Below are 13,162 nucleotides of genomic sequence, written 5' to 3'. Positions count from 1 at the left end.
GCCGCGCTGACGGATGTGCTATCGTCTCGCGCTTGACTGGACGCTTCGCATGACTTTCACCGCCCTCGTTTTCCTCGCCCTTGCCATGTCGACCGACGCCTTCGCCGCGGCGATCGCCAAGGGCGCCGCCCTGCGCAAGCCCGGCCTGCCGCAGGCCCTGCGCATCGGGCTGCTGTTCGGCTGCATCGAGACCATCACCCCGCTGCTCGGCTGGGCGCTGGGCTCGCTGGCCGCCGACGCCATCCGCCAGTGGGACCACTGGATCGCCTTCGCCCTGCTGCTCGGGCTGGGCGCACGCATGATCTGGCTGTCCTTCGGCGCCGACGAGGAGGAAGAAGCGGAGGGCGGCTCCCAGAACCTGCTGGTGCTGGTGCTGACGGCGGTGGCGACCAGCATCGACGCGATGGCGGTCGGGGTCGGCCTGGCCTTCGTCGACGTGTCCATCGTGCACGCGGCCGCGGCGATCGGCATCTCGACCACGGTGATGGTCACCATCGGCGTGCTGCTCGGACGGCGCCTGGGCGCGGCCGTGGGACGCAATGCCGAGCGCATCGGCGGCGTGGTACTGGTGCTGGTCGGCACCACGATCCTGATCGAGCACCTGTCCGCCTAGGGTGGGCGGCTGTACCCGGCAGCTGGAATGGCGGTTGGCCGTGGGCGCCACCCACGCGGTGATCGTTGGCGGCAAGATCATCCGGCGCGAAAGCGGCACCGCCAGCCAGCGCGTGCAGACCTCAACCGCGACGCGCGGCTTCGATGGCGGCGACGTCGATCTTGCGCATGCCCATCATCGCGTCGAAGACGCGTTTTGCCACGGCCGGGTCGGGGTCGGCGATGCCCTCGCTCAGCACGCGCGGCGTGATTTGCCAGGACAGGCCCCAGCGGTCCTTGCACCAGCCGCAGGCGCTTTCCTGGCCGCCGTTGTCGACGATGGCGTGCCACAGGCGGTCGGTCTCTTCCTGGTCCCCGGTGGCGATCTGGAAGGAAAACGCTTCCGTATGCGGGAAGGCCGGCCCGCCGTTCAGGCCGATGCAGGGAATCCCGGCCACGGTGAACTGCACCGTCAGCACGTCGCCCTGCTTACCGGACGGGAAGTCGCCCGGCGCATGGAAGACCGCGCCCACCGCGCTGTCGGGAAAGGTGGCGGCGTAGAACTGCGCCGCTTCCAGGGCTGCACCATCGAACCAGAGGCAAATCGTGTTCTTGCTGAACATGGCGGTCTCCGAGCAGGGAAAGACGATGAAGGACGTCGCGCCAGCATAGCGCATCCATGCGGCCCTGTGCCAGTGCCGGTGCTGGCACAGGGCCCCGCGCCGCCGCTCAGTCGAGGTCGGCGGCGTCGTGGCGTTCCGGCACCTGTTCCTCCGGCTTGCCGCGCACCCGGTTGACCTTGCGGCCGCGCAGCACCGCCGGGCGGGCGGCGATCTCGTCGGCCCAGCGCCGCAGGTGGGGATAGTCGTGCACGGACAGGAATTCGCCCGCCTCGTACAGTTCGCCGCGCACCATGCCGCCGTACCAGGGCCAGATCGCCATGTCGGCGATCGTGTAGCCGCTGCCGGCGACGAAGCGCTGCTGCGCCAGCTGGCGCTCGAGCACGTCGAGCTGGCGCTTGGTCTCCATCGCATAGCGGTCGATCGGATACTGCAGTTTTTCCGGCGCATAGGCATAGAAGTGGCCGAAGCCGCCGCCCACGAAAGGCGCCGAACCCATCTGCCAGAACAGCCAGTTCAGGGTCTCGGTGCGGGCAACGCCGTCTTGCGGCAGGAAGGCGCCGAATTTTTCCGCCAGGTAGACCAGGATCGCACCGGATTCGAATACCCGCACCGGCTCCGGGCCGCTGCGGTCGACCAGGGCCGGAATCTTGGAGTTCGGGTTGATGGCGACGAAGCCGCTGGAGAACTGGGCGCCTTCGTTGATCTTGATGAGCCAGGCGTCGTATTCGGCGCCGGCGTGGCCCAGGGCCAGCAGTTCCTCCAGCAGGATCGTCACCTTGACGCCGTTGGGCGTGGCCAGCGAGTACAGTTGCAGCGGGTGTTTGCCGACCGGCAGTTCGGCCTCGTGGGTCGGACCGGCCACGGGGCGGTTGATGCTGGCGAAGGCGCCGCCGCTCGAAGCGGGCGGGGTCCAGACTTTCGGCGGGACGTACTGGTCGGTCATCAAGGTCTCCTTGGGCATGCCTGGTCAAAACGATCATTCTAGCCGGGGCGGCGGGAACGCGTTTTCACGCCTGCGAACGCGGGACGGAATGCAGCACGCATGGAGTGGCCGGCGCATGGAGTTTCGGGGCGGAATGCATGCTAGAGTTTGTTTCTTGAACATCGACGGAGGCAACATGGAGAACATGCGCACGCTCGAGAAGCTGCTGGTCGGTGAACGGCAGCGTGGCCTGAAGCAGGCCGGGCACAAGGAATCCAGCGCATGAATGGTGCATTCACCACTTCTGTTCCCATCCTCCACACGGACCGGCTGATCCTGCGTGAATATCGGCGGGAAGACTTCGACGCATTCGCAGCGCATTGTGCCGACCCTGTCAGCGCGGCCTACATCGGCGTGGTCGAGCGCCAGGCTGCATGGCGGATCTTCTGTTCACAAGCGGGAATGTGGCTCCTGGATGGCGCCGGATGGTGGTCGGTCGAGGAACAGGAGACCGGTCGGCTCGTCGGCAGTGTCGGCGCGTTCTTTCGCGAGGAATCCAGGGTGATGGAGCTCGGTTGGAACACCTATTAGGCCGACAGGACTGCATCGAAGCTGTCAAAGAAAAACCCGCCGCAGCGGTAATGCCGTTCAGTTAAGGGGGGCGTAGGGTGGGCGGCTACGCCGCCCACGCGGTGATAGTTAGCCGATGGAAAGCCGTACGCGATGATTTCGCAGCTGGTTGACCGCGTGGGCGGAGACCCGCCCACCCTACAAATACTCCCAGCACTGCTTAACTGAACGGCATTACCGCCGCAGCGGGGGGTGTTCTTTGAAGCACGCAGGCGCTTACACGTAAGCCGCCAGCGCGCCCTTCATCTTCTTGAGCGCCGCCGATTCGATCTGGCGGATGCGCTCGGCCGACACGCCGAATTCCTCGGCCAGCGTATGCAGCGTGGCGCCCGAGCCGTCGTCGTTGGCCAGCCAGCGCGCTTCCACGATGCGGCGCGAACGCGGGTCCAGCTTGCCGAGCGCGGTTTCCAGGCCTTCCGATTGCAGGCGGTCGACCTGCGCCGCTTCCAGCACGCGGGTCGGCTCCTGCTGTTCGGAGGACAGGTAGGCGATCGGCGCGAACTTGTCGTCGTCGTCATCGGTAGGCGATTCGAGGGCGATGTCGCGGCCCGACAGGCGGGTTTCCATCTCGATCACTTCTTCGCGCTTGACGTCGAGCATCTTCGCCAGCTCGTCGACCTGGCCCGGGGTCATGGTATCCAGCCCCACCTTGTTGCTGCGCAGGTTGAAGAACAGCTTGCGCTGGGCCTTGGTCGTCGCGACCTTCACCAGGCGCCAGTTCTTGAGGATGTATTCGTGCATCTCGGCCTTGATCCAGTGCATCGCGTACGAGACGAGACGCACACCCTGGTTCGGGTCGAAGCGCTTGACGGCCTTCATGAGGCCGATATTGCCTTCCTGGATCAGGTCGGCGTGCGGCAGGCCATAGCCGAGGTAGCCGCGCGCGATCGACACCACCAGGCGCAGGTGCGAGAGCACCAGCTTCTGGGCGGCGTCCAGGTCGTTCTTTTCCCGCAGCCGCGTTGCCAGCGAAACTTCCTCTTCGTGGGTCAGCATCGGCAGGCGATTGACGGCCGAGATATAGGCGTCGATGTTGCCGAGATTGCCGGTAAAGCCCAGGCCCAGAGCACGACTTCCGGCTGGAACCAATGCGGATTGTGCGGACATGTTCAATTTCCCTCGTAGTGATCTGCATCCAATGTGCCACGGACCCATGTCACGCGACACCAGCGTTACCCCTTGTTACCGGATGCTTTCCTTGATTTTTTGCTGTCTTCGAAGCATATATTAGCACTCTCCCGAGGTGAGTGCTAGCCGATCGATCGGTCCGCGGGAATCGATTAAGTTTGGCTAAAGTATTGCCATTTGGAATCAACTGCGCAGATCTTTACTGTAGAACAAAGGCACGCTCGATTTGCTTGATTCACATCAAAAGTACGCGAAAAACAGCTGGAAAACGGGAGAATGGCGCTTAGGGACAGATTAGAGGCGCCTGCGGCCGGCTTCTGTTGGCTGGCGCACTTTCAGCGGGCGCGGCCTGTAGGAATAGCGCTCGCCTGCGCGTAGGGAGCGACGGCTAAGCCATATCGCTCCCTGCGCCGGCATGCGGCGATGCAGCCTTAGCGCACGCGCGCCAGGTGACGCTGCACCGACAGCATCGCGCCGATCAGCCCGAGGCCGGCGCTGATCGCCAGCACGCCTGCCGTTTCCAGCGCGCCGAGCGGTGCCAGCTGGAACTCCGACGCGTACAGCCTGGCGAAATCGGCGATGGCCGCGTTCAGCGGCGCCAGCGCCAGCAGCACCGCGCCGAGCGCCACCGCGCCCGCGCACAGGCCGAGCAGGGCGCCCGTGTAGTAGAAGGGACGGTGGATGAAGTTGTCGGTCGCTCCCAGCAGTTTCGAGACGGCGATCTCTTCCTTCTGGGTCAGCACCTGGAGGCGGATGGTATTGAACACCACCGCGATCACCACCACGCCCAGCGTCAGCGCCAGCAGCAGCAGGGCCAGGCGCAGGATGGCCAGCATCGCGGCCAGGCGCTTGACCCAGGCCGAGTCGACCTGCACCACGTCGACGCCGGGCAGGGCGCGCAACTGCGCGCTGATGGCATCGACCTGGCTGGCCGCGCTGCTGCCGTCCAGGCGCATGCGGAAGCTGTCCGGCAGCGGGTTGTCGCCCAGGGTGTCGAGGACGTCGCCCAGGCCGCTCCTGTCCTTCATCGCGGCCAGGGCCCGCTCGCGCGGCACGAATTCCAGCTCGGCCTTGCCGCCGGCGGCGGCGATGGCGCGGATGCGCGGCTGCAGGGCGGCCGCCTGCTCGCGCGTGGCGTCGAGCTCCAGGAACACGCTCAGTTCCGGATCGACCGACAGCTGTTCGGACAGCGGCCGCACGTTGTCGAGCAGGGTGATGCCGGCAAACGGCAGCATCAGGGCAAAGGCGACCACGAGCACGTTGAACAGGAAGCTGCCCGGCGCCTTGCGCACCGTGGACAGGGCCGAACCGAGCGCGAAGCTGTGCTGGCGGATCCAGGGGCTCATGCCGCACCTCCCGTGCGTCCGGCGTCGGCCAGTTCGCCGTGCGCGAGGCGGATCACGCGCGCCTGCGCGCTGTCAAGCACGGTGTCGTCATGGGTCGAGATCAGGCAGGTGACGCCGGCGGCGTGGAAGGCGCGCAGCGCGTCCAGTACCCGGTCGGCCGCAGCGCGGTCGAGGTTGGCGGTCGGCTCGTCGGCCAGGATGATCTGCGGGCGGTTGACGATGGCGCGCGCCACCGCCACCCGCTGCTGCTCGCCGCCGGACAGTTCCAGCGGCAGGGCGCGGGCGCGCTCGCCCAGGCCCACCTTGTCCAGGGCCGCGCGGGCGCGCCCTTCGGCCTGGGCCCTGGGAGCGCCGGTGACCAGCAGCGGCAGCATCACGTTGGCCAGGATGTTGCGGTCGTTGAGCAGGCGCTGGTGCTGGAAGATCAGGCCGAGGTTGCGGCGCAGGAAGGGGATGCCGGCCTTCTTGATGCGGCCGATGTCCTGGCCGTTGACCGTGACCACGCCGCTGCTGGGCCGCTCGACGGCGGCCACCATTTTCATCAGGGTCGACTTGCCGGCCCCGGACGGGCCGGCCAGGTAGACCAGTTCGCCCTTGGCGATGCTGAGCGAGACGTCGCGCAGCGCATAGGCATCTGAGGAGTATTGCTTGGAGACGGACTGGAACTCGATCATCTGCTTCCTCAGCCCAGCAGCGCTTCGACGAATTCTTCGGCGTCGAACGGCTGCAGGTCGTCCAGTTTCTCGCCCACGCCGATGAAGTACACCGGCACCGGGCGCGTGCGCGCGATCGCGGCCAGCACGCCGCCCTTGGCGGTGCCGTCCAGCTTGGTGATGATCAGGCCGCTCAGGCCGAGCGCGTCGTCGAAGGCTTTGACCTGGGCCAGCGCGTTCTGGCCTGTATTGCCGTCGATGACCAGCAGGGTTTCGTGCGGCGCGCCGTCCATGCCCTTGCCGATGACGCGCTTGATCTTCTTCAGCTCTTCCATCAGGTGCAGCTGGGTCGGCAGGCGGCCGGCGGTATCGACCATCACCACGTCCACCCCGCGCGCCTTGCCCGACTGCACCGCATCGAAGGCCACGGCGGCCGGGTCGCCCGAGGCCTGCGAGATCACGGTGACGTTGTTGCGCTGGCCCCAGACCATCAGCTGCTCGCGCGCGGCGGCGCGGAAGGTGTCACCGGCGGCCAGCAGCACCGACTGGTCGAAGCGCTGCATGTGCTTGGCCAGCTTGCCGATGGTGGTGGTCTTGCCGGCCCCGTTCACGCCCGAGATCATCATCACCAGCGGCGCGTGGCGGCCCAGCTCCAGCGGCTTTTGCAGCGGCATGAGCAGCTCGATCATCAGCTCCTTCAGCGCGGCCTTGACGGCGGCGGCGTCGAGCAGCTTGTCTTCCTTGACCTTGCGGCGCAGGGCCGACAGCAGGTGTTCGGTGGCGTCCATGCCGGCGTCCGACATCAGCAGCGCGGCCTCGAGCTCCTCGTACAGGTCCTCGTCGATGCGGGCGCCGACGAACAGCAGCGACAGGTTGCTCGAGGTCTTGGACAGGCCGGCCTTCAGGCGCGCCATCCAGGATTTCTTCTGCTCCGCGACGCTGGTGGGGCGCTCGGCGGTTTCGGGGAAGAGTTCGCCTTCGGCGGGGTGCGCCGGTTCGGGCAGGGGAGCGGACTGCGGGGCCGGCCGGGGCGCCACCTCCTTGGCGGTGATGGGCGCAGTTGGCGCGGCTGGCTCGGCCGCCGCGGGCGGGCTCGCCTCGGCTTCCGGCTTCTTTCTTTTAAAGAAACTAAACATAGATGGTGGGGGCGGATCCTGCGCAGGGGCCGGTGGGAACCGGCGATGAAAAATGGTGCGAATATTTTACCAGAGCAGCAAGACGCGCCCACCCCGGTCCGGCGCCGGACCAGGGTGGGGAGGAAATCCGGTGGGCGTGGGCAGGCGCCCACGCTCCCCGCTTATGCCGTCGCCCGGGCCGCCTGCGCGTTCTGGCGGATGGTGTCCAGCGTCGCGTTCGGCGTGATCAGGTTGCCGTCGTAGCGCAGCTCGATCAGGGCCGGCAGCTGGCGTTCGCGGGCGTACGCCAGCGCGCGCTCCAGGGCGGGCCCGAAGGCCTCGGTGGTCTCGACCACTTCGCCGTGGCCGCCATAGGCGCGCGCGAGGGCGGCGAAGTCCGGATTGTGCAGTTCGGTACCCGAGACGCGGCCCGGATAGTCGCGTTCCTGGTGCATGCGGATGGTGCCGAACATGTTGTTGTTGAACAGCAAGATCAGCAGGCCGGCGCGGTACTGCACGGCGGTGGCCAGTTCCTGGCCGGTCATCATGAATTCGCCGTCGCCGGCGAAGGTGACCACGGTGCGTTCGGGCGCGATGATCTTGGCCGCCACGCCGGATGGCACGCCATAGCCCATGGCGCCGCTGGTCGGCGCGAGCTGGGTGCGGCGCCCGCCGTAGCGGTAGAAGCGGTGGGCCCAGGTGGCGTAGTTGCCGGCGCCGTTCGTGACGATGGTGTCGCGCGGCGCCTGCCGCATCAGTTCCTGTACCACCTGCCACAGGTCGAGCGGGGCGCCGCCGCCCTGGGCGAAGATCGGCGGCTGGGCCTGCCAGGCAGCCAGCTCGGCCTTCGCTTCTTCCACCGTGCCGGCCCAGGCCGATGCGTCCACCGGCGCCATCGCGGCCAGCATCGCGCAGGCTTGCGCCGGGCCGCTGGCGATCATCAGGTCGGCCTGGTAGACGCTGCCCAGTTCGTCCGGGTCGGCATGGATGTGCACCAGCTTCTGGCGCGGCACCGGCGACGACAGCAGCGAGTAGCCGCCGGTCGTCATCTCGCCCAGGCGCGGGCCGATCGCGATCACCAGGTCGGCGTTTTTCACGCGCGCGGCCAGCCTGGGGTTGATGCCGATGCCGACGTCGCCCACGTAGTTCGGGTGCGCGTTGTCCAGCAGGTCCTGGAAGCGGAAGGTGCAGCCCACCGGCAGGCGGTTGGCCTCGGCGAAGCGGGCCAGGTCGGCGCAGGCCTGTTCGGTCCAGGAGCCGCCGCCCAGCAGCACGACCGGGCGCCGGGCGTCAAGCAGCATGGCGCGCAGCTGCTCGATTTGCGCCTGCGCCGGCGCGGCCTGCACCGGCTGGTAGCGGCGCGCGTCGGCCACGGCCGCCTGCGCCACCAGCATGTCTTCCGGCAGCGCCAGCACCACCGGGCCCGGGCGGCCGCTGGTGGCCGCCTGGAAGGCGCGCGCCACGTATTCGGGGATGCGGTCGGCGCGGTCGATCTGGGCCACCCATTTCGCCATCTGGCCGAACATGCGGCGGTAGTCGATTTCCTGGAAGGCTTCGCGGTCGATGAAGTCGCTGCCGACCTGGCCGATGAACAGGATCATCGGGGTCGAGTCCTGGTAGGCCGTATGTACGCCGATCGAGGCATTGGTCGCGCCCGGGCCGCGGGTGACGAAGCAGATGCCGGGCTTGCCGGTCATCTTGCCGTAGGCCTCGGCCATGAAGGCCGCACCGCCCTCCTGCCGGTTGATCACGAAGCGGATGCTTGAGTCGTGCAGCGCATCGAGCACGTCGAGATAGCTTTCGCCGGGCACGCCGAAGGCGGTGTCCACGCCGTGGGTATGGAGCGCATCGACCAGGATCTGGCCGCCGCTGCGGAAAGGGTGCGTCATGGTGTCGGTCATCCTTGGAGTTGTGGCATCCGGGCATTCTATGTGGATGGGCGGGGCAAGGATTTTGAAATGGCGACACGAAATTTCAGAAAACGCGGCGTTCGCCCGCCAGGCCGGCCGGGAGCCTGCGCGGAAAACGACAGCGGCGCACTGCGCCGGCCCGGCGCCAGCCCGATCGGTTACAATGCCTCCCGTGAAGCAGGCCAGACAGCCGCTGGTCCTCACTTTCGGGTGCGGGCGGGAGGAAGGTCCGGACTCCACAGAGCGGGGTGACGGTTAACGGCCGTCCGCTGAAAGCCCGGCGCAAGCCGGGTATAAGGCGAGGAATAGGGCCACAGAGACGAGCGTATTCAGTTACGGTGAAACGCGGTAACCTCCACCTGGAGCAATTCCAAATAGGCACGCGTTGATGTTGCTCGCGGAGCGTGCGGGTAGGAAGCTTGAGCGCTGGAGTAATCCAGCGCCTAGAGGAATGGCTGTCATAGGGGCGTCCCGCAAGGGAGACCACTACACAGAATCCGGCCTATCGGCCTGCTTTACTTGAATTCGGCCCTGGTGGAGTCATCGATGCAGCAATACATCCTTGCCCTCGACCAGGGCACCACCAGTTCGCGCGCCATCCTGTTCGACCGCGCCGGCTTGCCGGTTGCCAGCTGCCAGCAGGAATATCCCCAGCACTTTCCCCAGCCCGGCTGGGTCGAGCACGACGCCCTCGACATCTGGCACAGCCAGCTCGCCTGTGCGCGCGCCGTACTGCGCCAGGCCGGCGTCGATGGCGCCCAGGTCGCCGCGCTCGGCATCGCCAACCAGCGCGAGACCACCATCCTGTGGGACCGCGCCACCGGCGAACCGGTGGCGCGCGCCATCGTCTGGCAAGACCGCCGCACCGCCGATTTCTGCGAGCAGCTGCGCGCGCAAGGGCAGGCCGGCGAGATCGGGCGCCGCACCGGCCTCGAACTCGACGCCTATTTTTCCGCCACCAAGCTGCACTGGCTGCTGGAGCACGTGCCGGGCGCGCGCGCGCGCGCCGAGCGGGGCGAACTCGCCTTCGGCACGGTCGACAGCTGGCTGGTGTACCGCCTGTGCGGACGCCACGTCACCGACACCAGCAATGCCGCGCGCACCATGCTCTTCAATATCCATACCCTGCGCTGGGACGCGGAGCTCCTCAACCTGTTCGATATCCCGCCGGCTGTGCTGCCTGAAGTCGTCGCCAGTTCCGGGGTCGTGGGCCTGGCGGCCGCGGACTGGTTCGGCGCGGCGCTGCCGATCGCCGGCATCGCGGGCGACCAGCAGGCCGCCACCTTCGGCCAGGCCTGCCAGCGCAAGGGACTGGTCAAGAATACCTATGGCACCGGCTGCTTCATGCTGATGCACGCCGGGGTGGCGCCGCCGGTGTCGCAGCACCGGCTGCTGTCCACCGTCGGCTGGACGGTCGCCGGGACCACCGACTACCTGCTGGAAGGCAGCGTCTTCATGGGCGGCGCCACCGTGCAGTGGCTGCGCGACGGCCTGGGCATCATCCGGCAATCATCCGACGTGCAGGCCATGGCCCTGAGCGTGCCGGACAGCGGCGGCGTGATGCTGGTGCCGGCCTTTACCGGCCTGGGCGCGCCGCACTGGGACCCCTATGCGCGCGCCAGCATCGTCGGCATGACGCGCGGGACGACCGGCGCCCACATCGCGCGCGCGGCGGTCGAGGCGATCGCCTACCAGAGCGCGGAACTGCTGGTGGCGATGCAGAAGGATGCCGCCTGCGCCGTCACCGAGATCCGCGCCGACGGCGGCGCCGCCCGCAACGACCTGCTGATGCAGTTCCAGGCCGACCTGCTGGGCGTGCCGGTGCTGCGCCCGCGCGTCCTTGAGACCACGGCGCTGGGCGCGGCCTACCTGGCCGGGCTGGCGGTAGGCTACTGGGACAGCCGGGAAGACATCGCGCGCCAGTGGCAGGTCGAGCGCCGCTTCGAGCCGGCGATGGGAGAGCAGGAGCGCAGCGAACGGATGGCGCGCTGGGGCAGGGCGGTCGCGCACGCAAAGGGCTGGGCGCAGGACCAGGCTTAGGCCGGCCTGGCGCAACTGGCGCTGCCGGCATGCAGTTCGCGCCGCGCGGCGGCCCTTTGTCGCAAGGCCCGCTGCCCGTCCCCCGGCCCGCCTACACTGCCCGTATTCCAAACCCGCGAGAGCCTTCCATGTCGCAGATCCTCATCCACACCCCGTCCTACGTCTGGGCCATCCTGGCCTTCCTGGTGCTGCGCGGCGTGCTGGCGCTGCGCGAGCGCGACATCACGCCCGTGCGCCTGGCGATCATCCCGCTGGTGATGCTGGTGCTGGCGCTGCAATCGGTCGGCGCGCGCTACGGCCTCGGTTCGGCGGCGATGGGCGCCTGGCTCGCGGGCGCCGCCCTCATCGGGCTGCAGCGCTGGACCTTTGGCGGCAGCCGTGTCGTGGCGGGCAAGGCGGCCGGCACGCTGCGCATCCGCGGCAGCTGGGCGCCGCTCGGGATGATGCTGGCGGTGTTCGTGGTCAAGTATGCGATCGCCGTGCTGCAGGCGGTACGGCCGCAGCTGGCGGACGGCGCCGGCTTCGCGCTGCCGGCCTGCGGCCTGCTCGGACTGTGCAATGGCTACTTCCTGGGCCAGCTGGCGCGCGACCTCGCCGCCGGACGGGCCATCCTGGGTGCGCAGCGGGGCGGCGCGCGGGTCCTGGCGGCCACCGAGTGACAATCGGAGAGTTTTAGTCGCCCTGGCCGCTGGCATCATCCGGGAAAGCACGCACGCCGCGAAGGGAAAAGACATGAAGGACAAGACGCAGCCCCGCTACTGGTTCCCCGCCAAGCCGCCCGGGCATGGCTGGGGCTGGGGCCTGCCGCTCACCTGGCAGGGCTGGGTCGTGTTCATCGGCTTCTTCGTGCTGCTGCTCGCCGGCGCCGTGCTGATCCTGCCCCACAACGTGTGGTATTTCGAGGCCTGGGTGTTCGGGCTGGCCGCGCTCCTGGTCCTCATCTGCGTGTGGAAGGGCGAGCCCATCGGCGGCTCGCGGCGCTAGCGGCCGGTTTCAGAACCCGATCCGTCCCTTGCCCGGCGTCGGCTTGAGGCGGATGTCGGCGGCGATCACGTGTCCGCGCCCTGCCGCCACCGCGTGGCCCAGGCCATCGAGCAGGGTCTTGCGCAGGTCGCGCGGCGATATGCCCACCAGTTTATCCAGCACCACGTCGCCCAGGCGCGGATCGAAAGCCGCCAGGTTCAGTTCGTCCAGCAGCCCCGCGTACATGCGCTGGGCGATGCCGGCCGCCTGCTCCAGGGTGGGCGCGGGCACCTCGTACACCGCCATGCGGTTCAGCAGCGGGTGCGGAATCCCTTCGACCGAATTGGCGGTCAGCACCCAGAAGATCTGCGAGGCATCGATCTCGACGTCGATGAACTCGTCGCGGAAGCTGCTGGCCGTCTCCGGCTCGAGCAGCTGGTAAAGCGCGGCCAGCGGGTCGGACTGGGTCGAGCCGCTCGCCTTTTCCACTTCGTCGAGCACGATCACGGGATTGGCGAACTGGCCGCGCACCAGGCGCTCGGCGACCTTGCCGCACTTGGCCCCGCGCCAGCTGGCCGAGCTGCCGGTGATGACAAAGCCGGCCGACAAGGCGTTCATGCTGATCAGTTCGCATTCGGTCTGCATCACCCGCGCCAGGCGCCGCGCGAAATGGGTCTTGCCCACGCCCGCTCCGCCCAGCAGCAGGATCGGCATGACATTGAAGCTGCGGTCGCCCGCGTGCGCCAGGGCCAGGTAGCGCGCCAGGTCGTCCAGGACTTCGTCGAAATTCGGACACTCCTCGAACAGGGGATCGAGCGCGGCGACCGACGAGGGCCGGGTGACGAAGCGGTCGGCCCCGGTCTCCAGCATGCGTTCGTAGAACGCCTCGAGTTCCGGGGAGCGGCCGCGGCTGCGGTCCAGCGCTTCCTGGACGTCGGCCAGGTCGTAGACCGCGCAGGTGCGGGCAAGTGCGATGCTCACGGCTGTCTCCTTGGCTGGCCCGCTCCGATCCGGCTGCGCCATCGGGCCGAGCGGGCCATGGGCTGATGGGTCTGCGCCTTGGCTCGATCCTAACGCTTTCGGTTGAGTCGCGCCAAGCCCCACACGGGAATTCGGCACGGCAAAATATGTTTCTAAAAAGAAAATCGCGTCAAGAGGTGATCTTGATCAAACGTAAAGATTGTCTGTACAAGTGAGGTCCAACCTTCAATCCGTTTCCTAAGTGACTGATTTAGGAGACA

Annotated in this window: 13 protein-coding genes and 1 other RNA gene; 6 read left to right on the top strand and 8 right to left on the bottom strand. The window is 67.8% G+C overall.

Translation table 11 applies throughout. The features are described 5' to 3' along the window. Nucleotides 1–49 precede the first annotated feature (49 nt). A complete protein-coding gene (locus LCI23_RS08980; RefSeq protein WP_224946120.1) occupies nucleotides 50–613 on the top strand; it encodes a manganese efflux pump MntP family protein in 564 nt (187 codons plus the stop codon). A gap of 121 nt (nucleotides 614–734) precedes the next feature. Here the strand turns inward: LCI23_RS08980 and LCI23_RS08975 are convergent, their stop codons facing one another. Further along, nucleotides 735–1,214, bottom strand: coding sequence for a VOC family protein (locus LCI23_RS08975; protein WP_224946119.1), 480 nt, complete (start codon nucleotides 1,212–1,214; stop codon nucleotides 735–737). A gap of 106 nt (nucleotides 1,215–1,320) precedes the next feature. Continuing rightward, nucleotides 1,321–2,157, bottom strand: coding sequence for a glutathione-dependent disulfide-bond oxidoreductase (gene yghU, locus LCI23_RS08970; protein ID WP_224946118.1), 837 nt, complete (start codon nucleotides 2,155–2,157; stop codon nucleotides 1,321–1,323). A 261-nt stretch (nucleotides 2,158–2,418) separates the two neighbouring features. Here yghU and LCI23_RS08965 point away from each other — a divergent pair, with 261 nt between their 5' ends. Then, nucleotides 2,419–2,727, top strand: a complete 309-nt coding sequence (locus LCI23_RS08965; RefSeq protein WP_224946117.1) for a GNAT family N-acetyltransferase — start codon at nucleotides 2,419–2,421, stop codon at nucleotides 2,725–2,727. Between the two features lie 255 nt (nucleotides 2,728–2,982). Here the strand turns inward: LCI23_RS08965 and rpoH are convergent, their stop codons facing one another. From rpoH to LCI23_RS08940, 5 genes are all read right to left on the bottom strand, one after another. Continuing rightward, nucleotides 2,983–3,873, bottom strand: a complete 891-nt coding sequence (rpoH, locus tag LCI23_RS08960; RefSeq protein ID WP_224946116.1) for an RNA polymerase sigma factor RpoH — start codon at nucleotides 3,871–3,873, stop codon at nucleotides 2,983–2,985. A 452-nt stretch (nucleotides 3,874–4,325) separates the two neighbouring features. Further along, entirely contained in the window at nucleotides 4,326–5,240 is a 915-nt protein-coding gene (gene ftsX, locus LCI23_RS08955; protein WP_224946115.1) for a permease-like cell division protein FtsX, read from the bottom strand. Next, nucleotides 5,237–5,914, bottom strand: coding sequence for a cell division ATP-binding protein FtsE (locus LCI23_RS08950; protein WP_224946114.1), 678 nt, complete (start codon nucleotides 5,912–5,914; stop codon nucleotides 5,237–5,239). The genes ftsX and LCI23_RS08950 overlap by 4 nt, the downstream gene beginning before the upstream one ends. 8 nt (nucleotides 5,915–5,922) lie before the next feature. After that, the gene (ftsY, locus tag LCI23_RS08945; protein WP_224946113.1) at nucleotides 5,923–7,029 is read right to left on the bottom strand and encodes a signal recognition particle-docking protein FtsY; all 1,107 of its coding nucleotides are present in this window, start codon (nucleotides 7,027–7,029) and stop codon (nucleotides 5,923–5,925) included. A gap of 161 nt (nucleotides 7,030–7,190) precedes the next feature. After that, nucleotides 7,191–8,897, bottom strand: coding sequence for a thiamine pyrophosphate-binding protein (locus tag LCI23_RS08940; RefSeq protein WP_224946112.1), 1,707 nt, complete (start codon nucleotides 8,895–8,897; stop codon nucleotides 7,191–7,193). Between the two features lie 195 nt (nucleotides 8,898–9,092). On the opposite strand from LCI23_RS08940, the gene rnpB reads away from it, so the two are divergent. From rnpB to LCI23_RS08920, 4 genes are all read left to right on the top strand, one after another. Beyond that, nucleotides 9,093–9,439: RNase P RNA component class A (gene rnpB / locus LCI23_RS08935), an RNA gene on the top strand. Nucleotides 9,440–9,464: 25 nt separating this feature from the next. Next, nucleotides 9,465–10,958 (top strand): glycerol kinase GlpK, encoded by a 1,494-nt coding sequence (gene glpK / locus LCI23_RS08930; RefSeq protein ID WP_224946111.1) that lies wholly within the window; start codon nucleotides 9,465–9,467, stop codon nucleotides 10,956–10,958. A gap of 128 nt (nucleotides 10,959–11,086) precedes the next feature. Next, nucleotides 11,087–11,617, top strand: a complete 531-nt coding sequence (locus tag LCI23_RS08925; RefSeq protein ID WP_224946110.1) for a DUF6622 family protein — start codon at nucleotides 11,087–11,089, stop codon at nucleotides 11,615–11,617. A 73-nt stretch (nucleotides 11,618–11,690) separates the two neighbouring features. Further along, nucleotides 11,691–11,942: a hypothetical protein gene (locus LCI23_RS08920; RefSeq protein WP_224946109.1), complete on the top strand. Its 252-nt coding sequence runs from the start codon at nucleotides 11,691–11,693 to the stop codon at nucleotides 11,940–11,942. 9 nt (nucleotides 11,943–11,951) lie between these two features. Here the strand turns inward: LCI23_RS08920 and LCI23_RS08915 are convergent, their stop codons facing one another. Beyond that, nucleotides 11,952–12,902, bottom strand: a complete 951-nt coding sequence (locus LCI23_RS08915) for an AAA family ATPase (protein WP_224946108.1) — start codon at nucleotides 12,900–12,902, stop codon at nucleotides 11,952–11,954. Nucleotides 12,903–13,162: the final 260 nt, after the last annotated feature.

The organism is Massilia sp. MS-15, assembly GCF_020176695.1.
Classification (GTDB): domain Bacteria; phylum Pseudomonadota; class Gammaproteobacteria; order Burkholderiales; family Burkholderiaceae_D; genus Telluria; species Telluria hydrophila.
Note: the sequence above shows the minus strand (reverse complement) of the source record. Positions and strands in the feature narration are given on the sequence as shown.

Coding starts and splice junctions, on each gene's coding strand:
- LCI23_RS08980 (WP_224946120.1), top strand. CDS start 50: ATGACTTTCACCGCCCTCGTTTTCCTCGCCCTTGCCATGTCGACCGAC.
- LCI23_RS08975 (WP_224946119.1), bottom strand. CDS start 1,214: ATGTTCAGCAAGAACACGATTTGCCTCTGGTTCGATGGTGCAGCCCTG.
- yghU (WP_224946118.1), bottom strand. CDS start 2,157: ATGACCGACCAGTACGTCCCGCCGAAAGTCTGGACCCCGCCCGCTTCG.
- LCI23_RS08965 (WP_224946117.1), top strand. CDS start 2,419: ATGAATGGTGCATTCACCACTTCTGTTCCCATCCTCCACACGGACCGG.
- rpoH (WP_224946116.1), bottom strand. CDS start 3,873: ATGTCCGCACAATCCGCATTGGTTCCAGCCGGAAGTCGTGCTCTGGGC.
- ftsX (WP_224946115.1), bottom strand. CDS start 5,240: ATGAGCCCCTGGATCCGCCAGCACAGCTTCGCGCTCGGTTCGGCCCTG.
- LCI23_RS08950 (WP_224946114.1), bottom strand. CDS start 5,914: ATGATCGAGTTCCAGTCCGTCTCCAAGCAATACTCCTCAGATGCCTAT.
- ftsY (WP_224946113.1), bottom strand. CDS start 7,029: ATGTTTAGTTTCTTTAAAAGAAAGAAGCCGGAAGCCGAGGCGAGCCCG.
- LCI23_RS08940 (WP_224946112.1), bottom strand. CDS start 8,897: ATGACGCACCCTTTCCGCAGCGGCGGCCAGATCCTGGTCGATGCGCTC.
- glpK (WP_224946111.1), top strand. CDS start 9,465: ATGCAGCAATACATCCTTGCCCTCGACCAGGGCACCACCAGTTCGCGC.
- LCI23_RS08925 (WP_224946110.1), top strand. CDS start 11,087: ATGTCGCAGATCCTCATCCACACCCCGTCCTACGTCTGGGCCATCCTG.
- LCI23_RS08920 (WP_224946109.1), top strand. CDS start 11,691: ATGAAGGACAAGACGCAGCCCCGCTACTGGTTCCCCGCCAAGCCGCCC.